Source organism: Micrococcus sp. KRD096, assembly GCF_017168495.1.
In the GTDB taxonomy this organism is placed as follows: domain Bacteria; phylum Actinomycetota; class Actinomycetes; order Actinomycetales; family Micrococcaceae; genus Micrococcus; species Micrococcus luteus.
This window is the reverse complement of the sequence record NZ_JABFAY010000015.1, coordinates 82,325-106,251: the sequence shown is the minus strand read 5'-3', so window position 1 is coordinate 106,251 and position 23,927 is coordinate 82,325. Positions and strand designations below refer to the sequence as shown.

Sequence of the window (23,927 nt, the reverse complement as noted above, 5' to 3'; positions counted from 1 at the left end):
CCGAGATGCCGGGCGAGCCCCGCGTCCGCCGTTGATGCGGCACGGGGCCGACCGCCCGGTGTCCGGCGTCGCCGCGGGGCTCGCCCGGCATCTCGGGGTGCCCGTCGGCCGCGTCCGCGTGGCCCTGGCGCTGCTGAGCCTGGTGGGCGGCGCGGGCCTGGCCCTGTACGTGTGGCTCTGGCTGCTCATGCCGGAGGAGGGCCCGGACGGCGCTCCCGCCGCCGACGCCCCCACCCTGCGTGGTCGCGCCCCCGAGGTGCTCGAGCGGGTGCGTGAGGGCGGCTGGCCGGTGCTGCTGGCCGCCGTGGTGCTCGGCGTGGGCGTGCTGACCGTCGCGGACGGCCTCGGCCTCGCCGTCGACTGGGCGCTCGTGGGCCCGGTGGCCGTCCTCGTGATCGGCCTCGGCCTGGCCTGGATGCAGCTCGACCTGGCGGGCGGGCCCCGGGCCGGGCGGAGCGGACGACTGGTCCGCCTCGTGCTCGGCACGGCCCTCGTGCTGCTGGCGGTGCTGGCCATCGTCCTGGGCGCCGTGAGCTCGGGCGAGCTGTGGCGGGCTCTGCTGGCCGCCGTCGCGATGCTCGCCGGCGCGGCGCTGGTGGCCATGCCCTACGTCCTGGCCTGGCTGCGCCGACGCGACGCGGAGCGGACCGCGTTCGCGGTGCAGGCTCAGCGCGCCGAGATCGCGGCGCACCTGCACGACTCGGTGCTGCAGTCCCTCGCCCTCATCCAGCGGCGCGCCCAGGACGCGGACGCGGTGGCCCGGGTGGCCCGCGCCCAGGAGCGTGAGCTGCGTCAGTTCCTCGCCCTGGACTCCCGCGGCGGCCCGCACTCCCTGGCGGAGGCGCTCGAACAGCACGCCGCCGCCGTCGAGGACGCCCACGGGGCCCGGGTGGAGGTCGTGGCCGTGGGGCGGGCCGCGGGGGCGTGGCTCGAGCCGCTCGCGGCCGCGGCACGCGAGGCCATGCAGAACGCGGCCCGGCACGCCGGCGACGCGCAGGTCTTCGCGGAGGCCGGTGAGGACGAGCGCGGCCGCACCGTCGCGGAGGTGTTCGTCCGGGACCGCGGCCCCGGCTTCGACCTGCCCACGGTCCCGGCCGACCGGCTCGGCGTGCGGGAGTCGATCCTCGGCCGCATGGAGCGTGCCGGCGGGACCGCCCGCATCCGGTCCGGCCCGGGCGGCACCGAGGTCCACCTGACCCTGGCCGAGCCCGAGGGTGCGCGAGCGCACACCGGACAGGAACACCCATGACCGACCCCGCCCCGCGCACGGCCGTCATCGTGGACGACCACGCGATCTTCCGCTCCGGCCTGCGCGCCGACCTGGGCCCGGACCGACTGGCCATCGTCGGCGAGGCCGGGGACGTGGACGAGGCCGTCCGCACCGTGCTGGACGTGCTGGACCTGGCGCCGGATGTGGTGCTGCTGGACGTGCACCTGCCCGGCGGGGCCGGCGGCGGGGGAGCGGAGGTGGCCGAACGCGTCCTCGCGCGCCGACCCGCGCAGCGGTTCCTGGCCCTGTCCGTCTCGGACGCGGCCGAGGACGTCGTCGCCGTGATCCGTGCGGGGGCCCGCGGCTACATCACCAAGACGGCCTCCGGCGCGGAGGTGGCGGACGCGGCGGTCCGCGTGGCCGACGGCGACGCGGTGTTCTCGCCTCGGCTTGCCGGGTTCGTCCTCGACGCCTTCCGCGGCACGGCGCCCGCGCCTCCGTCCGTCACCGCCGCGGCGGCGAGCGGGGCTGCGGCCCCCGACGAGGACCTCGACCGGCTCTCGGCACGGGAGCGGGAGGTCATGCGGCTGATCGCCCGCGGATACACCTACCGGGAGGCCGGGGCGGAGCTGTTCATCTCGGACCGCACGGTCGAGACCCACGTGTCCTCCGTGCTGCGCAAGCTCCAGCTCTCCAACCGCCACGAGCTGACCCGCTGGGCCGCGCGCCGCGGATACGCCTGAGCCCCGCGGCGCGCGGCGTCGCGGGGCTCAGGGGCGGGGTGGGCGGCTCAGGCGCTGAGCAGGGCGCGGATGCGCTCGACGCCCTCGGCGAGGTCCCCATCGCCCAGCGCATAGGACAGTCGCAGATAGCCGGGCGGGCCGAACGCCTCGCCCGGGACCACGGCGACCTCCGCCTCGTCGAGGATGAAGGCGGCCAGCTCGGCGGACGTCGTGGGGGTGACGCCGCCGCGGTAGGTCTTCCCGAGCGCCTCCCGCACGTCCACGTACGCGTAGAACGCACCCTGCGGGGTGGGACAGTGGAAGCCCGGCACGGCGTCCATGGCCTCGACCATGGCCCGGCGCCGGCGGTCGAACGCCGTCTTCATCTCCGCCACGGCGTCCAACGGGCCGGCGACGGCGGCCAGCGCGGCCCGCTGCGACACGTTGGCCACATTCGAGGTGGCGTGGGACTGCAGGTTCGTGGCGGCCTTGACCACGTCCAGCGGACCGGCCATCCAGCCGACGCGCCAGCCCGTCATGGCGTAGGTCTTGGCGACGCCGTTGAGGATCACGGACTGCTCCGCCAGCTCGGGCACGGCGCGGACGATCGAGGTGAACGGCATGCCGTCGTAGGTCAGGTGCTCGTAGATCTCGTCGGTGACCACCCACAGCCCCCGCTCCCGTGCCCACCGGCCGATCGCCGCCGTCTCCTCGGGGGAGTACACGGCGCCGGTGGGGTTGGAGGGGGAGAGGAACAGGAGCACCTTGGTGCGGTCCGTGACGGCCTCGTCGAGCTGGTCCACGGTGACCTTGTAGCCCTGCTCGGGGCCGGCGAACACCTCGACCGGCACGCCGCCGGCCAGGCGGATCGCCTCCGGGTAGGTGGTCCAGTAGGGGGCGGGGACGAGTACCTCGTCCTGCGGGTCCAGCAGGGCGGCGAAGGCGTTGTACACGGCCTGCTTCCCGCCGTTGGTCACGAGCACCTGGGCGGCCTCGAGGGACACGCCGGAGTCGCGCAGCGTCTTGGCCGCGATCGCCTCGCGCAGCTCGGGCAGGCCGGCGGCGGGGGAGTAGCGGTGGTTCTTCGGGTCCCGGGCCGCGGCGACGGCGGCCTCCACGATGTAGTCCGGGGTGGGGAAGTCGGGCTCGCCGGCGCCGAAGCCGATCACCGGGCGCCCGGCGGCCTTGAGCTCCTTGGCGCGGGCGTCGACGGCGAGGGTGGCGGAGGGCGCGATGGCGGACAGACGCGGCGGGCGGGCGCGGCCATGGGGACCTTCTTCGAGCTCGACGGGGAGGACGGGGCGGAGCGGGGCTCCGTCCTGCCAGGGTACTGACTGCCCGGGGCCCGTTCGACTCCCGCCGCCCGATGGCGTATCCTGGATCTCCGGTACCGCGATCACGGTCGATCCCGCGAGGGTTCGGCCGGCTCCGTCGGTCCGAAGGGTAGTGGCGCAATTGGTAGCGCAGCGGTCTCCAAAACCGCAGGTTGCAGGTTCGAGTCCTGTCTGCCCTGCTCGATGCCGAGCCTTGTGCTCGGCATCGGACGTGTAGAAAGCGATTCGGCGATCCGACGAGTGAGGCCACGTGACTGAGATGGCGGCGAACGGCGGGGGGCCCACCCCCACGCCGAGCAGGCAGCGTCGCGGGCTGTTCGCGCGGATCGCGCTGTTCCTGCGCCAGGTGGTGGACGAGCTCCGCAAGGTCGTCACCCCCACAAGCGAGGAGCTGCTGCGCACGACCGGAGTGGTGCTCGCCTTCGTGGCGTTCATGATCCTGCTGGTCATGGGGCTGGACTGGGTGTTCGGCACCGTGGCGGGTCTCCTGTTCGGCGCCGGCGGCCTCTGAGCCCGGCGCGGACGGTCCCGACGTCGCAGGACGCGTCCCCCGCACGCCCGTGAGGGCCCTCCCCGACGGCAGGGCCCGCCGTCCGTCAGCAGAAAGCAGGAACCGTGTCCGAGCAGGAACTGGATCGTCAGCCCGCCGAGGAGTCCGTCCCGATGTCGGAGGACGCCGTGGCCGAGGAGACCGCCGAGACCGCGCAGGACGCCGGGACGCCCGTCGAGGACGCCCTGGACGAGGTCGCCGGCAGCGGTGACGAGACCGCCGAGGCCACCGTGCAGGAGGCCGACCTGGCCGTCGCCGAGGGCGAGGACGCACCGACCCCCGTCGAGGAGCAGTCCGACGACGAGCCCGCCGTGGACCCCGCCGAGGAGCTGCGCACCCGCCTGCGCCGCCAGCCCGGCGACTGGTACGTCGTCCACACCTACGCCGGCTACGAGAAGCGCGTGAAGACGAACCTCGAGGCCCGCATCCTGACCCAGGACATGGAGGACTCGATCTACGAGATCGAGGTCCCCATGGAGGAGGTCGTGGAGATCAAGAACACCACGCGCAAGATCGTCTCGCGCGTGCGCATCCCGGGCTACGTGCTCGTCCGCATGGACCTCGACGACGCCTCGTGGGGCGTCGTGCGGCACACCCCGGGCGTCACGGGCTTCGTGGGCAACGACGCCCACCACCCGCAGCCGCTCAGCCTGGACGAGGTGTACGACATGCTCGCCCCGTCCGTGATCCAGGAGGCCGCCCGCGCCGCCGAGAAGGCCGGCCTGGCCGTCCCCGCCGCGGCCGAGTCCGGCGCGCCCGCCGCCCCCGCGATCCACGTGGACTTCGAGGTCGGCGAGTCGGTCACCGTCAACGACGGCCCGTTCGAGACCCTCCCGGCCACGATCTCCGAGATCAAGCCGGAGGCCCAGCAGCTCGTGGTGCTCGTCTCGATCTTCGAGCGCGAGACCCCCGTGACGCTGTCCTTCAACCAGGTGACGAAGGCCATCTGAGGACACCCGACGCTTCCGCACCGGGCCGGCCGCCTGCCGGCCCGGACGCGGCACCGGCCGCCGCGCCACGGCGGCCACCGCCCCCGGTGCGCTCCTGCGCCGAGGGTCCCCCAGTGAGAGAAGGATCCACTCATGGCTCCCAAGAAGAAGGTCACCGGTCTGATCAAGCTTCAGATCCAGGCCGGCGCCGCCAACCCGGCCCGCCCATCGGCCCCGCCCTGGGCCAGCACGGCGTGAACATCATGGAGTTCTGCAAGGCGTACAACGCCGCCACCGAGTCGCAGCGCGGCAACGTGGTCCCGGTCGAGATCACCGTGTACGAGGACCGCTCGTTCACCTTCGTGACCAAGACCCCGCCGGCCGCCGAGCTCATCAAGAAGGCCGCCGGCGTCGCCAAGGGCTCCGCCACCCCGCACACGGCCAAGGTCGGCACGCTGACCCAGGCCCAGTGCGAGGAGATCGCCCAGACCAAGATGGAGGACCTGAACGCCAACGACGTCCAGGCCGCCGCCAAGATCATCGCGGGCACCGCCCGCTCGATGGGCATCACCGTCGAGGGCTGACGCCCACCCCCACCCCCTTCCAGTGGCAGGGCCGAGCGCGGCCCGCAGACCACGACTGCACAAGGAGAAGAACGCAGATGGCACAGCGCAGCAAGGCATACAAGGCGGCCAAGGCCGCGATCGGCGAGGATCTGTACTCGCCGGTGGAGGCGATCCGCCTCGCCAAGGAGACCAACCCCTCCAAGACCGACGCCACCGTGGAGGTGGCCCTCCGCCTCTCGGTCGACCCCCGCAAGGCCGACCAGATGGTCCGCGGCTCCGTGAGCCTGCCCCACGGCACCGGCAAGACCGCCCGCGTCGTCGTGTTCGCCACCGGTGACCGCGCCGAGGCCGCCCGCGCCGCCGGCGCGGACGTCGTGGGCGACGACGACCTGATCGCCCGGATCTCCGAGGGCTGGGTGGACTTCGACGCCGCCGTGGCCTCCCCGGAGCTCATGGGCAAGGTCGGCCGTCTGGGCAAGGTGCTCGGCCCCCGCAACCTGATGCCGAACCCCAAGACCGGCACCGTGACCCCGGACGTGGCCAAGGCCGTGGCCGACATCAAGGGCGGCAAGATCGACTTCCGCGTCGACAAGCACTCCAACCTGCACTTCATCATCGGCAAGACCTCCTTCGAGGCCAAGGCCCTGGTGGAGAACTACGCCGCAGCCCTCGAGGAGGTCCTGCGTCTGAAGCCGTCCTCCTCCAAGGGCCGCTACATCTCCAAGGCCACCGTGGCCACCACCTTCGGCCCGGGCGTGCCCATGGACCCGAACGTGACCTCGGTGGACTCCTCCGAGCTCTGAGCCACGCGGCCCCGGTGATCGGGGCCCACGACGTCGGCCGGTCGTCCCCGCAGCGGGGACGACCGGCCGGCGTCGTCCCGGGTCGATTTTGCGGGCCCGCCCCGGACGTGTACGCTGGTGCCTACCGAAGACCGCCGGTCGTGGTGCCCTGCCTCCGGGCAGAGCCCACCGAAGGATCTCCCTGACGGAGACGGCCCGCGCAGGTGAACGTGAGCCACGCTCGCATCCGCACGTCGACCCTCCGGGTCCGGCCGCGTCGATGCTCCTGCTGCGCCCCGTGCATCTGCACGGGGCGCTTTCTCGTCTCGGGGTGGCGGTTCCCACGCATCATCGAGAGGAGTGCCATGGCGACGTCCGCGAAGGAGTCGGCGGTGGCTGAGCTCACGGACCTGTTCCGTGAGTCCAGCGCCGCTGTTCTGACGGAATACCGTGGCCTGACGGTGACGGAGCTCAAGCAGCTGCGCGACTCCATCCGTCAGGACGCGACCTACGCCGTGGCGAAGAACACGCTGGCCGAGATCGCGGCCAAGGACGCCGGTCTGGAGGGCCTCGAGGCTCACCTGTCCGGTCCCACCGCGATCGCGTTCGTGACCGGGGACCCGGTCAACGTCGCGAAGGCCCTGCGTGACTTTGCCAAGGATCACGAGAAGCTCGTGCTCAAGGGCGGCTACATGGATGGCCAGCCCCTGGACGAGGCCGGCATCAAGAAGCTCGCGGACCTCGAGTCCCGCGAGGTGCTGCTGGCCAAGTTCGCCGGCGCGATGAAGGGCAGCATGTCCAAGGCTGCCGCCCTGTTCCAGGCGCCGCTGTCCAAGACCGTCCGCACGGTCGAGGCGCTGCGCGCCGCGCAGGGCGAGGCTGCCTGAGCAGTCCGCCCCGGGCTGCACGGCCCACCACTTCACACGTAGTCAAGACGTACCCGTAAAGGAGCCATCATGGCCAAGCTGACCACCGAAGAGCTGCTCGCCGCGTTCGAGGAGCTGACCCTCATCGAGCTGTCCGAGTTCATCAAGGCGTTCGAGGAGAAGTTCGACGTCACCGCCGCCGCCCCCGTGGCCGTGGCCGCCGCCGGCGGTGCCGCCGGTGGTGCCGAGGCCGCCGCCGCCGAGGAGAAGGACGAGTTCGACGTCGTCCTCGAGGCCGCCGGCGACAAGAAGATCGGCGTCATCAAGGAGGTGCGCGCCCTCACCTCCCTCGGCCTGAAGGAGGCCAAGGACCTGGTGGACGGCGCTCCCAAGCCCATCCTCGAGGGCGTCAACAAGGAGACCGCCGAGAAGGCCAAGGAGCAGCTCGAGGGCGCCGGCGCCACCGTCACCCTCAAGTGATGATCGCGGCCTGAGCCGCATCACGCCTCCTCACGAGGCCCCCGGACCCGCGCTGCGGACCGGGGGCCTCGTGGCGTCCCGGGTCACGCACCCCCGGCTGGACAGGGGCGACGGGCGCGGATAGGATGGATCTTTGCATCTCCCCTGTTCCGTGCCGCCCGCAGGACCTCGCGTCCCGCCGTGGCCCGCACGGTTCCGCACGGCCTTCATATAGCGGTGGGCCGGCGCCGCCGTCTCGCGGCAGGGGAGCGAACGGAACCCAGAAGGCCTGTGGAAGGATCCTACGTGGTCGCCTCGAGCACCTCCAACGAAACCGCTACCGTCTCCCCGCGATCCGGCGCCTCCGCCGGACGCGTCTCCTTCGCCAAGATCTCCGAGCCGCTGGACGTGCCGGACCTGCTGGCGCTGCAGACCGAGTCGTTCGACCGCCTGATCGGCAATGAGCGGTGGGCCGCGCGCGTGGACGCCGCCCTGGCCGCCGACGACCACTCCGTGCCCGTCACCTCGGGACTGACGGACATCTTCGAGGAGATCTCCCCGATCGAGGACTTCCAGGGCACCATGTCCCTGTCCTTCGCCGAGCCCGAGTTCGCCGACGCGAAGATGACGGAGGAGGAGTGCAAGGATCGCGACGCGACCTTCTCCGCCCCGCTGTACGTCAAGGCCGAGTTCATGAACAACACGACCGGCGAGATCAAGCAGCAGACCGTCTTCATGGGCGACTTCCCGCTGATGACCCGCAACGGCACGTTCATCATCAACGGCACCGAGCGCGTCGTCGTCTCCCAGCTGGTCCGCTCCCCGGGCGCCTACTTCGAGCGCACCCCGGACAAGACCTCGGACAAGGAGATCTTCTCCGCGAAGATCATCCCCTCGCGCGGCGCCTGGTTCGAGCTCGAGGTGGACAAGCGTGACCAGGTCGGCGTCCGCCTCGACCGCAAGCGCAAGCAGCCCGTGACGGTGCTGCTCAAGGCCATGGGCTGGACCGAGTCCCGCATCCTGGAGGAGTTCGGCCACTACGACTCCATCCGCGCCACCCTCGAGAAGGACGGCACCGCGGACCAGGACGAGGCCCTGCTCGACATCTACCGCAAGCTGCGCCCGGGCGAGCCGGCCGCCGTCGACGCCGCGCAGACGCTGCTGAACAACCTGTACTTCACCCCGAAGCGCTACGACCTCGCCAAGGTGGGCCGCTACAAGCTCAACCGCAAGCTCGGCGTGGACGTGCACCTCGGCGACCCCAACGCGTCTGTGCTCACCGAGGACGACATCGTCCAGATGGTGCACTTCATCGCCGCGCTGCACGCCGGCGAGACCGTCATCAAGGGCACGCGCGACGGCGAGCCGGTGGATGTGCGCGTGGAGATCGACGACATCGACCACTTCGGCAACCGTCGCATCCGTGCGGTGGGCGAGCTGATCGAGAACCAGATCCGCACCGGCCTGTCCCGCATGGAGCGCGTCGTGCGCGAGCGCATGACCACCCAGGACGTCGAGGCGATCACCCCGCAGACCCTGATCAACATCCGCCCCGTGGTGGCGGCGATCAAGGAGTTCTTCGGCACCTCGCAGCTGTCCCAGTTCATGGACCAGAACAACCCGCTGGCCGGCCTGACGCACAAGCGTCGCCTGTCCGCGCTCGGCCCGGGCGGCCTGTCCCGCGACCGTGCCGGCATGGAGGTCCGTGACGTCCACCCGTCGCACTACGGCCGCATGTGCCCCATCGAGACCCCGGAAGGCCCGAACATCGGCCTCATCGGGTCGCTGGCGACCTTCGGCCGGATCAACTCCTTCGGCTTCATCGAGACCCCGTACCGCCGCGTGGTCGACGGCCGGGTCACGGACACCGTGGACTACCTGACCGCCGACGACGAGCTGGCCTTCCAGATCGCCCAGGCGAACGCCCCGGTGGATGAGGACGGCCGGTTCGAGGAGGAGTTCGTGCTCTGCCGCCAGCGCGGCGGCGACGGCGAGCCCGTGCTCTCGACCGTGGACGAGATCGACTACATGGACGTGTCCCCGCGCCAGATGGTGTCGGCGGCCACCGCCCTGATCCCGTTCCTCGAGCACGACGACGCCAACCGCGCGCTCATGGGCGCGAACATGCAGCGTCAGGCCGTGCCGCTGCTCCGCTCCGAGGCCCCCTACGTGGGCACCGGCATGGAGAAGTACGTGGCCGTGGACGCGGGCGACTCCGTGACGGCCACCCAGGGCGGCGTCGTGACCGAGGTGGCCGCGGACCTGGTGACCGTCATGAACGACGACGGCACCACCACGCACTACCCGATCATGAAGTTCGCCCGCTCGAACCAGGGCAACGCCTACAACCAGCGGGTGCGCGTCTCCGAGGGCGAGCGGGTGGAGCCGCTGAGCATCATCGCCGACGGTCCCGCCACGGACAACGGCGAGCTCGCGCTCGGCAAGAACCTCCTCGTCGCGTTCATGCCCTGGGAGGGCCTGAACTACGAGGACGCGATCATCCTGTCCCAGCGCATGGTCTCGGAGGACGTCCTCACCTCGATCCACATCGAGGAGCACGAGGTCGACGCCCGCGACACCAAGCTGGGCGCCGAGGAGATCACGCGCGACATCCCCAACGTGTCCGAGGAGGTGCTCTCGCAGCTCGACGAGCGCGGCATCATCCACATCGGCGCCGAGGTGGAGGCCGGCGACATCCTGGTCGGCCGCGTGACCCCGAAGGGCGAGACCGAGCTGACCCCGGAGGAGCGCCTGCTGCGCGCGATCTTCGGCGAGAAGTCCCGCGAGGTCCGCGACACGTCCCTGAAGGTGCCGCACGGCGAGTCCGGCACCGTCATCGGCGTGCGCATCTTCGACCGCGACGAGGACGACGACCTGCCCCCGGGCGTGAACCAGCTGGTGCGCGTCTACGTGGCGCAGAAGCGCAAGATCACCGACGGCGACAAGATGGCCGGCCGCCACGGCAACAAGGGCGTCATCTCGAAGATCCTGCCGCTCGAGGACATGCCGTTCCTGGCGGACGGCACCCCGGTGGACATCGTGCTGAACCCGCTCGGCGTCCCCGGCCGCATGAACCTCGGCCAGGTCATGGAGCTGCACCTGGGCTGGGCCGCCTCGCGCGGCTGGGACATCCAGGGCGAGCCGGAGTGGATCAAGGACCTGCCGAACTTCCCGCGGCAGTCCGGTCCGGTCAACGTGGCCACCCCGGTGTTCGACGGCGCCGAGGCGTACGAGATCACGGGCCTGCTCGGCCACGTGAACGTGACCCGCGACGGCGACCGTCTCATGAGCGACAGCGGCAAGGCGCAGCTGTTCGACGGCCGCACCGGCGAGCCGTTCCCGGACCCGGTGTCCGTGGGCTACATGTACATGCTCAAGCTGCACCACCTGGTGGACGACAAGATCCACGCCCGTTCCACGGGCCCGTACTCGATGATCACGCAGCAGCCGCTGGGCGGTAAGGCCCAGTTCGGCGGCCAGCGCTTCGGCGAGATGGAGGTGTGGGCGCTCGAGGCGTACGGCGCGGCGTTCACCCTCCAGGAGCTGCTGACCATCAAGTCCGACGACATCCACGGCCGCGTGAAGGTCTACGAGGCCATCGTCAAGGGCGAGAACATCCCGGAGCCGGGTGTTCCCGAGTCCTTCAAGGTGCTCATCAAGGAGATGCAGTCCCTCTGCCTGAACGTGGAGGTCCTCTCCGCCGACGGCCAGGCCATCGAGATGCGCGACGCGGAGGACGAGGTCTACCGCGCCGCCGAGGAGCTGGGCATCGACCTCTCCCACGCCGAGCCCAGCTCGGTGGAGGAAGTCTGAGCCGGGCCCGATCCCGCATCCACAAGACGTCACCTGAGAACCACTGAACCAAGGGAGTTCACCGGAGCATGAGCGTGAACAGCATGTCCACTGACAACTCTTTCGGCCTGATGCGCATCGGCCTGGCCACGGCGGAGGACATCCGCCGCTGGTCCTACGGCGAGGTCAAGAAGCCGGAGACCATCAACTACCGCACCCTGAAGCCGGAGAAGGACGGACTCTTCTGCGAGAAGATCTTCGGCCCCACCCGTGACTGGGAGTGCGCGTGCGGCAAGTACAAGCGCGTGCGCTTCAAGGGCATCATCTGCGAGCGCTGCGGCGTCGAGGTGACCCGCTCGAAGGTGCGCCGCGACCGCATGGGCCACATCGAGCTGGCTGCGCCGGTCACCCACATCTGGTACTTCAAGGGCGTGCCCTCGCGCCTGGGCTACCTGCTGGACCTGGCGCCGAAGGACCTCGAGAAGGTCATCTACTTCGCGGCGTACATGATCACCTCGGTGGACGAGGAGGCCCGGCACCGCGACCTGGCCAACCTCCAGGCCGAGTACGACCAGGAGACCCGTGTCCTGGCCGACCAGCGTGACTCCGACATCGCCGCGGTGGCCGCCGACCTCGAGAAGGACCTGGCCAAGCTGGAGTCCGAGGGCGCCAAGGCCGCCGAGAAGAAGAAGGCCCGCGACGCCGCGGACAAGACCATGGCGCAGATCCGCAAGCGCGCGGACGCGGACCTGGACCGCAAGGAGCAGGTCTGGGACCGCTTCAAGAACCTCAAGGTCGCCGACCTCGAGGGCGACGAGGGTCTGTACCGCGCCATGCGGGACAAGTACGGCCAGTACTTCGAGGGCTCGATGGGCGCGGAGGCGATCCAGCGTCGCCTGCAGACCTTCGACCTCGAGGCCGAGTCCGAGATGCTGCGTGAGACCATCAAGACGGGCAAGGGCCAGCGCAAGACCCGCGCCTTGAAGCGCCTGAAGGTCGTCAACGCGTTCCTGACCACGGACAACTCGCCCGAGGGCATGGTCCTGGACGCCGTCCCGGTGATCCCGCCGGAGCTGCGTCCGATGGTGCAGCTGGACGGCGGCCGCTTCGCGACCTCCGACCTCAACGACCTGTACCGTCGCGTGATCAACCGCAACAACCGCCTGAAGCGGCTGCTCGACCTCGGCGCGCCCGAGATCATCGTCAACAACGAGAAGCGCATGCTGCAGGAGGCCGTGGACTCGCTGTTCGACAACGGCCGCCGCGGCCGGCCGGTGACCGGCCCGGGCAACCGCCCGCTCAAGTCACTCTCCGACATGCTCAAGGGCAAGCAGGGCCGGTTCCGTCAGAACCTGCTCGGCAAGCGCGTGGACTACTCGGGCCGCTCGGTCATCGTGGTGGGTCCCCAGCTCAAGCTGCACCAGTGCGGCCTGCCGAAGCAGATGGCGCTGGAGCTGTTCAAGCCGTTCGTGATGAAGCGTCTCGTGGACCTGAACCACGCGCAGAACATCAAGTCCGCCAAGCGCATGGTGGAGCGCTTCCGTCCGCAGGTCTGGGACGTGCTCGAGGAGGTCATCACCGAGCACCCGGTCCTGCTGAACCGCGCCCCCACCCTGCACCGTCTGGGCATCCAGGCCTTCGAGCCGCAGCTCGTGGAAGGCAAGGCCCTGCAGCTGCACCCGCTGGTCTGCTCCGCGTTCAACGCGGACTTCGACGGCGACCAGATGGCGGTCCACCTGCCCCTGTCGCCGGAGGCCCAGGCCGAGGCGCGCCTGCTCATGCTCTCGAGCCACAACATCCTGAAGCCCTCGGACGGCCGCGCGGTCGCCGTGCCGGCCCAGGACATGATCATCGGACTGAACCACCTCACCACGGTGCGTCCGGACGAGGTCGGCGCGGGCAACCTGTACGCGACCGTCGGCGAGGCCATCATGGCGTTCGACGGCGGCGACCTGCACCTGAACGCGCCCGCACGGATCGGCGTCGAGGGCTTCGTGCCGTCGGCGGACGTGCCGGCCCCCGAGGGCTGGTCCGAGGGCGAGATCGCCCTCATCGAGACCACCCTGGGCAAGGTGCTGTTCAACGAGCTGCTGCCGGACGACTACCCGTGGCTGGACAAGCAGGCGACCAAGGGCACCCTCGGTCAGCTGGTCAACGACCTGGCCGAGCGCTACCCGATGGTCGTCACCGCGCAGACGCTGGACAACCTCAAGGACGCCGGCTTCCACTGGGGCACCTGGTCGGGTGTGACCGTGGCGATCTCGGACATCACCTCCGACTTCGACAAGGCCGCCATCATGGAGGGCTACGAGGAGCAGGCCCAGCGCGTGCAGCAGCAGTACGACAAGGGCCTGATCGCGGACGACGAGCGTCGCTCCGAGCTGATCGACATCTGGAACAAGGCCACCGACGAGGTCGCCGCGGCCATGAAGGACGGCCTGCCGGAGCTCAACACCATCAACCGCATGGTGTCCTCCGGTGCGCGAGGCAACTGGCTCCAGGTGCGCCAGATCGCGGGCATCCGCGGCCTCGTGGCCAACCCGAAGGGTGAGATCATCCCGCGTCCGATCAAGTCCTCGTACCGCGAGGGCCTGTCCGTGCTCGAGTACTTCTCCGCCACCCACGGCGCCCGCAAGGGCCTCGCGGACACCGCGCTGAAGACCGCGAACTCGGGCTACCTGACCCGTCGTCTCGTCGATGTGTCCCAGGACGTCATCGTCCGCGAGGACGACTGCGGCACCGAGCGCGGCCTGTCCGTCACGATCGCCGCCCCGAACGCCGACGGCGAGCTGGTGGCCCACGAGCAGGTCGAGAACTCGGCCTTCGCCCGCACGCTGGCCCAGGACGTCACGGGCGAGGACGGCACGGTGCTGGCCTCGGCCGGTGCGGACGTGGGCGACGTGCTGATCGGCGAGCTGGTGGCCGCCGGCGTCACGGAGATCAAGGTCCGCTCGGTCCTGACCTGCGAGTCCGCCGTGGGCACCTGCGCGAAGTGCTACGGCCGCTCCATGGCCACCGGCCAGCTGGTGGACATCGGCGAGGCCGTCGGCATCATCGCGGCCCAGTCGATCGGTGAGCCGGGCACCCAGCTCACCATGCGCACGTTCCACACCGGCGGTGTGGCCTCGGCCGACGACATCACGCAGGGTCTGCCCCGCATCCAGGAGCTCTTCGAGGCCCGCACCCCGAAGGGCGTGGCCCCGATCTCCGAGGTCGCCGGCCGCGTGACCATCGAGGACACCGAGGCGTCCGTGCGCCTGCTGCTCACGCCGGACGACGGCTCCGAGGAGATCGCCTACCCGGTGCTGCGCCGTGCGCGCATCCTCGTGGCCGACGGCGAGCACGTGCCGGTGGGCACGCAGCTCGTGGCCGGCGCCGTGGACCCGAAGCAGGTCCTGCGCGTGCTCGGCCCGCGGGCCGCGCAGCGGTTCCTCGTGGACGAGGTGCAGAACGTGTACCAGTCCCAGGGCGTGGGCATCCACGACAAGCACGTGGAGGTCATCGTCCGGCAGATGCTGCGTCGCATCACCGTCATCGAGTCCGGTGACACCGACCTGCTGCCGGGCGAGCTCACGGACCGGGCGCGCTTCGTGGCCGCCAACCGCGCCGCCGTCGCTGAGGGCCGCCAGCCGGCCTCCGGCCGCGACGAGCTGATGGGCATCACGAAGGCCTCGCTGGCCACGGACTCGTGGCTGTCGGCCGCGTCCTTCCAGGAGACGACCCGCGTCCTGACGCAGGCGGCCATGGAGGGCAAGTCCGACCCGCTGCTGGGCCTGAAGGAGAACGTGATCATCGGCAAGCTGATCCCGGCCGGCACGGGCCTGGACCGCTACACGAAGACCGTCGTGGAGCCGACGGAGGAGGCGAAGGCCAACCTGTTCGCCTCGCCGGCCGGCTTCGCGGACTTCGACTACCCGGGCCTGGACCAGTCGCTCGGCGAGAACGACTTCCACGCCGTCTCGTTGGACGACTACGACCGCGGGGGCGACTTCCGCGCCTGATCCCCGTCCCCCAGGGGGCCCGCCGTTCCGCCGCTCACGCGGGGGAGCGGCGGGCCCCTTGGCGTGCGGGGCCGGCTCGTCGACGGCGCCGGGGCGTGCTATGCTGTCAAGGATTGTTTTTCGTGTGGCAAATTGGACGCTGTCCGGGTCGCGGGGTCATTGCGCGGCAGATGCCACACTTTTGCACGCCTGCGGACGTCTGCTCGTTGCGAGCCCCCACAGGGAGAGGCAGAGCAGAGGAACGAGCAGCCGGCGCCCCGGGCGCCGGTCGATCACGTCAGCGATCACCGAAACACAGGAAGGCTGAAGAGTGCCTACGATTCAGCAGCTGGTCCGCAAGGGCCGCTCACCCAAGGTCGTCAATACGAAGGCCCCTGCCCTGCAGGGGAACCCCATGCGTCGTGGCGTGTGCACCCGTGTGTACACCACCACGCCCAAGAAGCCGAACTCGGCGCTGCGCAAGGTCGCCCGTGTGCGCCTGAACGGCGGCATCGAGGTCACGGCCTACATCCCCGGCGAGGGCCACAACCTGCAGGAGCATTCGATCGTGCTCGTCCGCGGCGGTCGTGTGAAGGACCTGCCCGGCGTGCGCTACAAGATCGTGCGCGGCGCCCTCGACACCCAGGGCGTGAAGAACCGCGGCCAGGCCCGCTCCCGCTACGGCGCCAAGAAGGAGAAGAAGTAATGCCTCGTAAGGGTCCTGCGCCGAAGCGCCCCCTCGTCGTCGATCCCGTCTACGGCTCCCCGCTGGTCACGCAGCTGATCAACAAGGTGCTCGTCGACGGCAAGAAGTCCACCGCCGAGCGCATCGTGTACGGCGCGCTCGAGGGCGCCCGTGCCAAGAACGGCGCCGATCCCGTGGCCACCCTCAAGAAGGCCATGGACAACATCAAGCCGGCCCTCGAGGTGCGCTCCCGCCGCGTCGGCGGCGCCACCTACCAGGTGCCCGTCGAGGTCAAGCCGGGCCGCTCCACGGCCCTGGCCCTGCGCTGGCTGGTCGGCTTCTCCAAGGCCCGCCGTGAGAAGACCATGACCGAGCGTCTGATGAACGAGATCCTGGACGCCTCGAACGGCCTGGGCGGCGCCGTGAAGCGTCGCGAGGACACCCACAAGATGGCCGAGGCCAACAAGGCCTTCGCCCACTACCGCTGGTGATCCGTGTGGCCCGGGGCGCGCGATCCGCGCCTCGGGCCGCAGGTGCGTCCTCTCGGACGGGCCACCCACCGCATCCACCTCACGAGCCCCCCCATTCCACCCGACCAAGGGAGACACCGTGGCACAGGACGTGCTGACCGACCTGCACAAGGTCCGCAACATCGGCATCATGGCCCACATCGATGCCGGCAAGACCACCACCACCGAGCGCATCCTGTTCTACACGGGTGTCAACCACAAGCTGGGCGAGACCCACGACGGCGGCGCGACGACGGACTGGATGGAGCAGGAGAAGGAGCGCGGCATCACCATCACCTCCGCCGCGGTGACCTGCTTCTGGAACGACCACCAGATCAACATCATCGACACCCCCGGCCACGTGGACTTCACGGTCGAGGTGGAGCGCTCGCTGCGCGTGCTCGACGGCGCCGTCGCCGTGTTCGACGGCAAGGAGGGCGTGGAGCCCCAGTCGGAGACCGTGTGGCGCCAGGCGGACAAGTACAACGTCCCGCGCATCTGCTTCGTCAACAAGATGGACAAGCTGGGCGCGGACTTCTACTTCACCGTCGACACCATCGTGAAGCGCCTCGGCGCGCGTCCGCTCGTGATGCAGCTGCCGATCGGCGCCGAGAACGACTTCGTGGGCGTCGTCGACCTGCTCTCCATGAAGGCCTTCGTGTGGCCGGGTGACGCCAAGGGCGACGTCACCATGGGCGCCTCCTATGAGACCCGCGAGATCCCCGCCGAGCTCCAGGAGAAGGCCGAGGAGTACCGCAACGAGCTCGTCGAGGCCGTCGCCGAGACCTCCGAGGAGCTCATGGAGAAGTACCTCGAGGGCGAGGAGCTCACCGTCGAGGAGATCCAGGCCGGCGTGCGCCAGCTGACCGTGAACGCCGAGGCCTACCCGGTGTTCTGCGGCTCCGCGTTCAAGAACCGTGGCGTGCAGCCGATGCTGGACGCCGTGGTCGCCTACCTGCCGAACCCGCTGGACGCCGGCTCCGTCAAGGGCCACGCCGTGAACGACGAGGAGGAGGTGCTGGAGCGCGAGGCGTCGAAGGAGGCCCCGTTCTCGGCGCTCGCCTTCAAGATCGCCACGCACCCCTTCTTCGGCACGCTGACCTTCATCCGCGTGTACTCCGGCCGCCTGGAGTCCGGTGCGCAGATCCTCAACGCCACCAAGGGCAAGAAGGAGCGCATCGGCAAGCTGTTCCAGATGCACGCCAACAAGGAGAACCCGGTGGACGAGGTGGTCGCCGGCCACATCTACGCCGTGATCGGCCTCAAGGACACCACCACGGGCGACACCCTGTGCGATCCCGCGAACCCGATCATCCTCGAGTCGATGACCTTCCCGGAGCCCGTGATCTCCGTGGCCATCGAGCCGAAGACCAAGGGTGACCAGGAGAAGCTCTCCACCGCCATCCAGAAGCTCGTCGCCGAGGACCCCACGTTCCGCGTGAACCTCAACGAGGAGACCGGCCAGACCGAGATCGGCGGCATGGGCGAGCTCCACCTGGACGTGTTCGTGGACCGCATGAAGCGCGAGTTCAAGGTCGAGGCCAACGTGGGCAAGCCCCAGGTCGCGTACCGCGAGACCATCAAGCGCAAGGTCGACAAGGTCGACTACACACACAAGAAGCAGACCGGCGGCTCCGGCCAGTTCGCCAAGGTGCAGCTGTCCTTCGAGCCCCTGGACACCGCCGACGGCGAGGTCTACGAGTTCGAGAACGCCGTCACCGGCGGCCGCGTGCCCCGCGAGTACATCCCCTCGGTGGACGCGGGCATCCAGGACGCCATGCAGTTCGGCGTGCTGGCCGGCTACCCGATGGTCGGCGTGAAGGCCACCCTGCTCGACGGCGCGTACCACGACGTCGACTCCTCGGAGATGGCGTTCAAGATCGCCGGCTCCCAGGCCTTCAAGGAGGGTGTCCGCAAGGCCAACCCGATCATCCTCGAGCCGCTGATGGCCGTGGAGGTCCGCACCCCCGAGGAGTTCATGGGCGACGTCATCGGCGACCTGAACTCCCGCCGCGGCCAGATCCAGTCCATGGAGGACGCCACCGGCGTGAAGGTGGTCAACGCCCTCGTGCCGCTGTCGGAGATGTTCGGCTACATCGGCGACCTCCGCTCCAAGACGCAGGGCCGCGCGGTGTACTCGATGACCTTCCACTCCTACGCCGAGGTCCCCAAGGCCGTGGCGGACGAGATCATCCAGAAGTCCCAGGGCGAGTGACCGCAGGTCACCTGCTCTGAACGACCTGCCCCGGGCCGGCCGCCGCAGCCGCGGCCGGCCCGGGGCGACCGGACCGCCCTCCCCGGCGCGGCGGTCCGCGATCAGGACGGGTCAGGTCCGGTCCGCTTCCGGCGGTCCCGACGGCCTGGAACCGGACTGGCCCTCGTGAGGCCGGGATTTCCCCAACCCCGCACCATCCGAGTAGACTCAGTCAAGTTGTCAGCACGTCGCAGGCGGCTGAGCAGTCTTCTTGACGATGAACCAGTTCTTAGGAGGAACTAGTGGCAAAGGCAAAGTTCGAGCGGACGAAGCCGCACGTCAACATCGGCACCATCGGCCACGTTGACCACGGCAAGACCACGCTGACCGCCGCCATCTCGAAGGTCCTGTACGACAAGTACCCGGACCTGAACGAGGCCCGTGACTTCGCGACGATCGACTCCGCCCCCGAGGAGCGTCAGCGCGGCATCACCATCAACATCTCCCACGTGGAGTACCAGACCGACAAGCGTCACTACGCCCACGTGGATGCCCCCGGTCACGCCGACTACATCAAGAACATGATCACCGGCGCCGCTCAGATGGACGGTGCGATCCTCGTGGTCGCCGCCACCGACGGCCCGATGGCCCAGACCCGTGAGCACGTGCTCCTGGCCCGCCAGGTCGGCGTGCCGGCCCTGCTCGTGGCCCTGAACAAGTCGGACATGGTCGAGGACGAGGAGCTCCTCGAGCTCGTCGAGATGGAGGTCCGCGAGCTGCTGTCCTCCCAGGACTTCGACGGCGACGAGGCCCCGGTCATCCGCACCTCCGGTCTGAAGGCCCTCGAGGGCGACCCCCAGTGGGTCAAGTCCGTCGAGGACCTCATGGAGGCCGTGGACGAGTTCATCCCGGACCCGGTCCGCGACAAGGACAAGCCGTTCCTGATGCCGATCGAGGACGTCTTCACCATCACCGGCCGTGGCACCGTGGTGACCGGTCGCGCCGAGCGCGGCACCCTGAAGATCAACTCCGAGGTCGAGATCGTCGGCATCCGCGACGTGCAGAAGACCACCGTCACCGGCATCGAGATGTTCCACAAGCAGCTCGACGAGGCATGGGCCGGCGAGAACTGCGGTCTGCTGCTGCGCGGCCTGAAGCGCGACGACGTGGAGCGCGGCCAGGTCGTGGTGGAGCCGGGCTCCATCACCCCGCACACCAACTTCGAGGCGAACGTCTACATCCTGTCCAAGGACGAGGGTGGCCGTCACAACCCGTTCTACTCGAACTACCGCCCGCAGTTCTACTTCCGCACCACCGACGTCACCGGCGTCATCACGCTGCCCGAGGGCACCGAGATGGTCATGCCCGGCGACACCACCGAGATGTCGGTCGAGCTCATCCAGCCGATCGCCATGGAGGAGGGCCTCGGCTTCGCCATCCGCGAGGGTGGCCGCACCGTGGGCTCCGGCCGCGTCACCAAGATCACCAAGTGATCTGACGCATCCCGTCTCGTGGCTCCGTTGAGCCGCCGACGCGCGACGCCCCCGTCTCCGGGTCTCCCGGAGGCGGGGGCGTCGCCGTGTCCGACGACGGCGCGGCGGCGGCTAGGCTGGGGAGCATGCCTGAACTGCTCATCCTCATCGTGGTGCTCGCCGTGGCCGTCGTGGCCGCGCGCTGGGCGCTGCGGACCTTCCGTCCCGAGATCGACCGTGCCCGGCGCATCCGGCGCGCGAACCGCGGCGGGGAGCTGGAGCGATGAGCCTGCCCGGCCCGCGCCGCCTCTTCGCCGTCACGGCGATGGCCGAGATGTTCACCTGGGCCGGTCTGCTGATCGCCATGGGCCTCAAGTACGGCGGAGTCACGGAGCGGGTGGTGCCGATCGCCGGCGGCGTCCACGGCTTCGTGTTCCTCTGCTACCTCGTGGTGACGGTCGCCGTGTGGATCGACGGGCGGTGGCCCGTGGCCCGCGGACTCCTCGGCCTCGGTTCGACGATCGTCCCGTTCATGACGGTCCCGTTCGAACGGGCCCAGCGGCGGCGCGGCGAGCCGGCGTCGCGGTGGCAGGTCGTGGACCGCGCGCCGGGGGAGCGGCGGCCCCTCGAACGGCTCCTCGTCGTGGTGCTGCGCCATCCGGTGGTCAGCGCGCTCCTGGCGGTCGCCGTGGTCGCCGTCGTCTTCACCCTGCTGCTCAACGCCGGCCCGCCCACCGAGTGGGGCCGCTGAGCCCGGGGGACCGCCGGGCCCGGCCCGCCGATTGGCGGACCGGGCCCGCTTCTGTCTATACTGATTCGGTTGCTCAAGCGCCATTGCGCTGTCGTCGTGTGTCTCGCGGCGGCAGCTCGGCCCAGATGTGACGTCACCACTCCGACCCGCCACAGGCGTGTGCCCTCCCAGGAATGCGACACGCCCGACCGCGTGGACCGGAGTCCGGCGGCGGCGAGGAACCCGGTCCGACCGGATTCGCCCCGCGCGGGTGGAGGACAAGAAGGCGGGCACGATCCGCCGCACAGGGACAGGAACAGCACACCCGACGAGAGAGGCGTGACGCCATGGCGGGACAGAAGATCCGCATCCGGCTGAAGTCGTACGACCACGAGGTCATCGACGTCTCGGCCCGCAAGATCGTTGACACGGTCACGCGCGCAGGCGCGACGGTGGTCGGCCCCGTGCCGCTGCCGACGGAGAAGAACGTGTACTGCGTTATCCGTTCTCCCCACAAGTACAAGGACAGCCGCGAGCATTTCGAGATGCGCACCCACAAGCGGCTCATCGACATCATCGACCCGACCCCGAAGGCCGTCGACTCGCTCATGCGACTGGACCTGCCCGCGGACGTCAACATCGAGATCAAGCTCTGAGAGGGAGGTGCTGAGAGACTATGACCAACACCCAGAACATCAAGGGCCTGCTGGGCACGAAGCTCGGCATGACCCAGGTCTGGGATGAGGACAACAAGCTCATCCCCGTGACCGTGGTCAAGGCAGACCCGAACGTCGTCACCCAGCTGCGCTCCGAGGAGACCGACGGCTACACCGCCGTGCAGATCGCCTACGGCCAGATCGATCCCCGCCGCGTGACCAAGCCCCTGGCCGGTCACTTCGAGAAGGCCGGCGTGACCCCGCGTCGCCACCTCGTCGAGCTGCGCACCGCCGACGCCGCCGAGTACTCGCTCGGCCAGGACGTGACCGTGGAGGTCTTCGAGGCCGGCCAGAAGGTCGACGTCGTGGGCACCACCAAGGGCAAGGGCTTCGCCGGCGCCATGAAGCGCCACGGCTTCGCCGGTGTGGGCGCCTCGCACGGCCAGCACAAGAACCACCGCAAGCCCGGCTCCGTGGGCGGCGCGTCCACCCCCGGCCGCGTGTTCAAGGGCCAGCGCATGCCCGGTCGCATGGGCGCCGTGCGCCAGACCACCATGAACCTGACCCTCCACGGCATCGACGTGGAGAACAACCTCCTGCTGATCAAGGGCGCGGTGCCCGGCTCCAAGGGCCAGGTCGTGCTCGTCCGCAGCGCCGTGAAGGGAGCCTGAGACCATGGCTGAGAACTCCGTGAAGACCGTCCAGGTCGATCTGCCCGCCGAGCTCTTCGACGTGCAGTCCAACGTGCCGCTCATGCACCAGGTCGTCGTCGCCCAGCTCGCCGCCGCCCGCCAGGGCACGCACAAGACGAAGCGCCGCGGCGAGGTGTCCGGCGCCGGTCGCAAGCCGTTCAAGCAGAAGGGCACCGGCCGCGCCCGTCAGGGCTCCATCCGCGCCCCGCACATGACCGGCGGCGGCATCGTCCACGGCCCGACCCCGCGTGACTACTCGCAGCGCACCCCCAAGAAGATGAAGGCCGCCGCCCTGCGCGGTGCCCTGTCGGACCGCGCCCGCAACGGCCGCGTCCACGTCATCGAGGCCCTCGTGTCCGGGACCACCCCGTCCACCAAGGCCGCCAAGGCGGGCCTCGCGTCCCTGAACACCGGCCGCAAGAACGTGCTGCTGGTGATCGACCGGGCCGACGACGTCGCCGCCCTGTCCGCCCGCAACCTGCCCGCGGTCCACACCCTGTACGCCGACCAGCTGAACACCTACGACGTGCTCGTCTCCGACGACGTCGTGTTCACCCAGGCGGCCTACGAGGCGTACGTGGCCCAGGCTTCCGGCGCCAAGAAGGAGGATGCCCAGTGAGCGGCTCCATCAACAAGGATCCCCGCGACGTGATCATCGCTCCCGTCGTGTCGGAGAAGAGCTACGGTCTGATCGACGAGGGCAAGTACACCTTCCTGGTCGACCCGCGCTCCAACAAGTCCGAGATCAAGCAGGCGGTGGAGCGCATCTTCAACGTCGACGTGGCCTCGGTCAACACCCTGAACCGTTCCGGCAAGCGCCGTCGCACCCGCTTCGGGTGGGGCCAGCGCAAGTCCACCAAGCGTGCCATCGTCACGCTCAAGGACGGGACCATCGACATCTTCGGAGGTCCGCTCGCCTGATCGGCGTGCGGAGACCACTTAATCGAGGAACTGACACATGGCTATCCGTAAGTACAAGCCGACCACCCCGGGCCTGCGTGGCTCGTCCGTGGCCGACTTCGCAGAGATCACCCGGTCCACGCCGGAGAAGTCCCTTCTCCGTCCGCTGCACAAGACCGGCGGCCGCAACAACACCGGTCGCATCACCACCCGTCACAAGGGCGGCGGCCACAAGCGCCAGTACCGCCTGGTCGACTTCCGTCGCCACGACAAGGACGGCGTGCCCGCCACCGTCGCGCACATCGAGTACGACCCGAACCGCACCGCCCGCATCGCGCTGCTGCACTACGCGGACGGCGCCAAGCGCTACATCCTGGCCCCGGCCAAGCTGAAGCAGGGCGACGTGGTCGAGGCCGGCCCGAACGCCGACATCAAGCCCGGCAACAACCTGCCGATGCGCAACATCCCGGTGGGCACCACCATCCACGCGGTGGAGCTGCGCCCCGGCGGCGGCGCCAAGATGGCCCGCTCCGCCGGCGCGTCCGTGCAGCTGGTCGCCCGCGAGGGCAAGTACGCCCAGCTGCGCCTGCCCTCCGGTGAGATCCGCAACGTCGACGTGCGCTGCCGCGCCACGATCGGCGAGGTCGGCAACGCCGAGCAGTCGAACATCAACTGGGGCAAGGCCGGCCGCATGCGCTGGAAGGGCGTCCGCCCGACCGTCCGTGGCGTTGTCATGAACCCGGTCGACCACCCGCACGGCGGTGGCGAGGGCAAGACCTCCGGCGGTCGTCACCCCGTCAACCGGAACGGCAAGCCCGAGGGCCGCACGCGTCGTCCGAACAAGGAAAGCGACAAGCTCATCGTGCGTCGCCGTCGTACCGGCAAGAACAAGCGATAAG

Annotated in this window: 21 protein-coding genes, 1 tRNA gene and 1 pseudogene; 22 read left to right on the top strand and 1 reads right to left on the bottom strand. The window is 69.9% G+C overall.

Going from position 1 to position 23,927, the window contains the following annotated elements; translation table 11 throughout:
* Together J1M41_RS06650 and J1M41_RS06645 are read left to right on the top strand one after the other, a co-directional pair.
* Nucleotides 1–1,249, top strand: a 1,249-nt coding sequence (locus J1M41_RS06650) for an ATP-binding protein (RefSeq protein WP_241247801.1), incomplete at its 5' end; no start/stop codon positions are given.
* Nucleotides 1,246–1,953 (top strand): response regulator transcription factor, encoded by a 708-nt coding sequence (locus tag J1M41_RS06645; RefSeq protein ID WP_206451399.1) that lies wholly within the window; start codon nucleotides 1,246–1,248, stop codon nucleotides 1,951–1,953. The genes J1M41_RS06650 and J1M41_RS06645, both read left to right, overlap by 4 nt.
* A 47-nt stretch (nucleotides 1,954–2,000) precedes the next feature.
* On the opposite strand, the gene J1M41_RS06640 is transcribed toward J1M41_RS06645, so the two are convergent.
* On the bottom strand, nucleotides 2,001–3,176 hold the full coding sequence (locus J1M41_RS06640; protein WP_206451444.1) for a pyridoxal phosphate-dependent aminotransferase: 1,176 nt from the start codon (nucleotides 3,174–3,176) through the stop codon (nucleotides 2,001–2,003).
* A 196-nt stretch (nucleotides 3,177–3,372) separates the two neighbouring features.
* Here J1M41_RS06640 and J1M41_RS06635 point away from each other — a divergent pair.
* The 20 genes and pseudogenes from J1M41_RS06635 to rplB all read left to right on the top strand — a co-directional run bounded on the left by J1M41_RS06635 (nucleotide 3,373) and on the right by rplB (nucleotide 23,926).
* A tRNA-Trp gene (locus J1M41_RS06635) sits at nucleotides 3,373–3,445 on the top strand.
* Between the two features lie 80 nt (nucleotides 3,446–3,525).
* Nucleotides 3,526–3,777 carry a preprotein translocase subunit SecE gene (secE, locus tag J1M41_RS06630; RefSeq protein ID WP_002854774.1) on the top strand — a complete coding sequence of 84 codons (252 nt, stop codon included), beginning with the start codon at nucleotides 3,526–3,528 and terminating at the stop codon, nucleotides 3,775–3,777.
* A gap of 104 nt (nucleotides 3,778–3,881) precedes the next feature.
* Nucleotides 3,882–4,766 (top strand): transcription termination/antitermination protein NusG, encoded by an 885-nt coding sequence (gene nusG, locus J1M41_RS06625; RefSeq protein ID WP_036317744.1) that lies wholly within the window; start codon nucleotides 3,882–3,884, stop codon nucleotides 4,764–4,766.
* A 132-nt stretch (nucleotides 4,767–4,898) separates the two neighbouring features.
* Nucleotides 4,899–5,329: pseudogene (gene rplK / locus J1M41_RS06620) on the top strand (50S ribosomal protein L11).
* 77 nt (nucleotides 5,330–5,406) lie between these two features.
* Complete coding sequence (gene rplA / locus J1M41_RS06615; RefSeq protein ID WP_036317746.1) at nucleotides 5,407–6,114, top strand: 50S ribosomal protein L1; 708 nt, start codon at nucleotides 5,407–5,409, stop codon at nucleotides 6,112–6,114.
* Between the two features lie 344 nt (nucleotides 6,115–6,458).
* Complete coding sequence (gene rplJ / locus J1M41_RS06610; protein ID WP_002854782.1) at nucleotides 6,459–6,980, top strand: 50S ribosomal protein L10; 522 nt, start codon at nucleotides 6,459–6,461, stop codon at nucleotides 6,978–6,980.
* A 69-nt stretch (nucleotides 6,981–7,049) separates the two neighbouring features.
* The gene (rplL, locus tag J1M41_RS06605; RefSeq protein ID WP_036317747.1) at nucleotides 7,050–7,439 is read left to right on the top strand and encodes a 50S ribosomal protein L7/L12; all 390 of its coding nucleotides are present in this window, start codon (nucleotides 7,050–7,052) and stop codon (nucleotides 7,437–7,439) included.
* A gap of 285 nt (nucleotides 7,440–7,724) precedes the next feature.
* Nucleotides 7,725–11,231 carry a DNA-directed RNA polymerase subunit beta gene (gene rpoB, locus J1M41_RS06600; RefSeq protein WP_036317750.1) on the top strand — a complete coding sequence of 1,169 codons (3,507 nt, stop codon included), beginning with the start codon at nucleotides 7,725–7,727 and terminating at the stop codon, nucleotides 11,229–11,231.
* 83 nt (nucleotides 11,232–11,314) lie between these two features.
* Nucleotides 11,315–15,211 carry a DNA-directed RNA polymerase subunit beta' gene (locus tag J1M41_RS06595; RefSeq protein WP_036317751.1) on the top strand — a complete coding sequence of 1,299 codons (3,897 nt, stop codon included), beginning with the start codon at nucleotides 11,315–11,317 and terminating at the stop codon, nucleotides 15,209–15,211.
* A gap of 310 nt (nucleotides 15,212–15,521) precedes the next feature.
* Nucleotides 15,522–15,896 carry a 30S ribosomal protein S12 gene (gene rpsL, locus J1M41_RS06590; protein ID WP_002854787.1) on the top strand — a complete coding sequence of 125 codons (375 nt, stop codon included), beginning with the start codon at nucleotides 15,522–15,524 and terminating at the stop codon, nucleotides 15,894–15,896.
* Nucleotides 15,896–16,366, top strand: coding sequence for a 30S ribosomal protein S7 (rpsG, locus tag J1M41_RS06585; RefSeq protein WP_010080379.1), 471 nt, complete (start codon nucleotides 15,896–15,898; stop codon nucleotides 16,364–16,366). Before rpsL ends, rpsG begins: the two co-directional genes overlap by 1 nt.
* 118 nt (nucleotides 16,367–16,484) lie before the next feature.
* On the top strand, nucleotides 16,485–18,599 hold the full coding sequence (fusA, locus tag J1M41_RS06580) for an elongation factor G (RefSeq protein WP_041103560.1): 2,115 nt from the start codon (nucleotides 16,485–16,487) through the stop codon (nucleotides 18,597–18,599).
* Nucleotides 18,600–18,880: 281 nt separating this feature from the next.
* Nucleotides 18,881–20,071 carry an elongation factor Tu gene (gene tuf / locus J1M41_RS06575; RefSeq protein ID WP_041103559.1) on the top strand — a complete coding sequence of 397 codons (1,191 nt, stop codon included), beginning with the start codon at nucleotides 18,881–18,883 and terminating at the stop codon, nucleotides 20,069–20,071.
* 125 nt (nucleotides 20,072–20,196) lie between these two features.
* Complete coding sequence (locus J1M41_RS06570; RefSeq protein ID WP_170079720.1) at nucleotides 20,197–20,337, top strand: hypothetical protein; 141 nt, start codon at nucleotides 20,197–20,199, stop codon at nucleotides 20,335–20,337.
* Nucleotides 20,334–20,801: a DUF3817 domain-containing protein gene (locus tag J1M41_RS06565; RefSeq protein ID WP_049146299.1), complete on the top strand. Its 468-nt coding sequence runs from the start codon at nucleotides 20,334–20,336 to the stop codon at nucleotides 20,799–20,801. Before J1M41_RS06570 ends, J1M41_RS06565 begins: the two co-directional genes overlap by 4 nt.
* A gap of 326 nt (nucleotides 20,802–21,127) precedes the next feature.
* A complete protein-coding gene (gene rpsJ / locus J1M41_RS06560; protein ID WP_002857463.1) occupies nucleotides 21,128–21,436 on the top strand; it encodes a 30S ribosomal protein S10 in 309 nt (102 codons plus the stop codon).
* Between the two features lie 20 nt (nucleotides 21,437–21,456).
* Nucleotides 21,457–22,107: a 50S ribosomal protein L3 gene (gene rplC, locus J1M41_RS06555; protein WP_036317759.1), complete on the top strand. Its 651-nt coding sequence runs from the start codon at nucleotides 21,457–21,459 to the stop codon at nucleotides 22,105–22,107.
* Nucleotides 22,108–22,111: 4 nt separating this feature from the next.
* Nucleotides 22,112–22,747 carry a 50S ribosomal protein L4 gene (gene rplD, locus J1M41_RS06550; protein ID WP_036381542.1) on the top strand — a complete coding sequence of 212 codons (636 nt, stop codon included), beginning with the start codon at nucleotides 22,112–22,114 and terminating at the stop codon, nucleotides 22,745–22,747.
* A complete protein-coding gene (rplW, locus tag J1M41_RS06545) occupies nucleotides 22,744–23,049 on the top strand; it encodes a 50S ribosomal protein L23 (protein ID WP_002857471.1) in 306 nt (101 codons plus the stop codon). The genes rplD and rplW overlap by 4 nt, the downstream gene beginning before the upstream one ends.
* 37 nt (nucleotides 23,050–23,086) lie before the next feature.
* Nucleotides 23,087–23,926: a 50S ribosomal protein L2 gene (gene rplB / locus J1M41_RS06540; RefSeq protein ID WP_010080386.1), complete on the top strand. Its 840-nt coding sequence runs from the start codon at nucleotides 23,087–23,089 to the stop codon at nucleotides 23,924–23,926.
* Nucleotide 23,927 lies beyond the last annotated feature (1 nt).

Excerpts from the sequence above, each read along its gene's own strand:
- rpsG (WP_010080379.1), top strand. The coding sequence starts at position 15,896 with ATGCCTCGTAAGGGTCCTGCGCCGAAGCGCCCCCTCGTCGTCGATCCC.
- J1M41_RS06595 (WP_036317751.1), top strand. The coding sequence starts at position 11,315 with ATGTCCACTGACAACTCTTTCGGCCTGATGCGCATCGGCCTGGCCACG.
- rplD (WP_036381542.1), top strand. The coding sequence starts at position 22,112 with ATGGCTGAGAACTCCGTGAAGACCGTCCAGGTCGATCTGCCCGCCGAG.
- secE (WP_002854774.1), top strand. The coding sequence starts at position 3,526 with ATGGCGGCGAACGGCGGGGGGCCCACCCCCACGCCGAGCAGGCAGCGT.
- J1M41_RS06565 (WP_049146299.1), top strand. The coding sequence starts at position 20,334 with ATGAGCCTGCCCGGCCCGCGCCGCCTCTTCGCCGTCACGGCGATGGCC.
- rplL (WP_036317747.1), top strand. The coding sequence starts at position 7,050 with ATGGCCAAGCTGACCACCGAAGAGCTGCTCGCCGCGTTCGAGGAGCTG.
- rplA (WP_036317746.1), top strand. The coding sequence starts at position 5,407 with ATGGCACAGCGCAGCAAGGCATACAAGGCGGCCAAGGCCGCGATCGGC.
- rpsJ (WP_002857463.1), top strand. The coding sequence starts at position 21,128 with ATGGCGGGACAGAAGATCCGCATCCGGCTGAAGTCGTACGACCACGAG.
- rplB (WP_010080386.1), top strand. The coding sequence starts at position 23,087 with ATGGCTATCCGTAAGTACAAGCCGACCACCCCGGGCCTGCGTGGCTCG.
- J1M41_RS06570 (WP_170079720.1), top strand. The coding sequence starts at position 20,197 with ATGCCTGAACTGCTCATCCTCATCGTGGTGCTCGCCGTGGCCGTCGTG.
- rplC (WP_036317759.1), top strand. The coding sequence starts at position 21,457 with ATGACCAACACCCAGAACATCAAGGGCCTGCTGGGCACGAAGCTCGGC.
- rplJ (WP_002854782.1), top strand. The coding sequence starts at position 6,459 with ATGGCGACGTCCGCGAAGGAGTCGGCGGTGGCTGAGCTCACGGACCTG.
- J1M41_RS06645 (WP_206451399.1), top strand. The coding sequence starts at position 1,246 with ATGACCGACCCCGCCCCGCGCACGGCCGTCATCGTGGACGACCACGCG.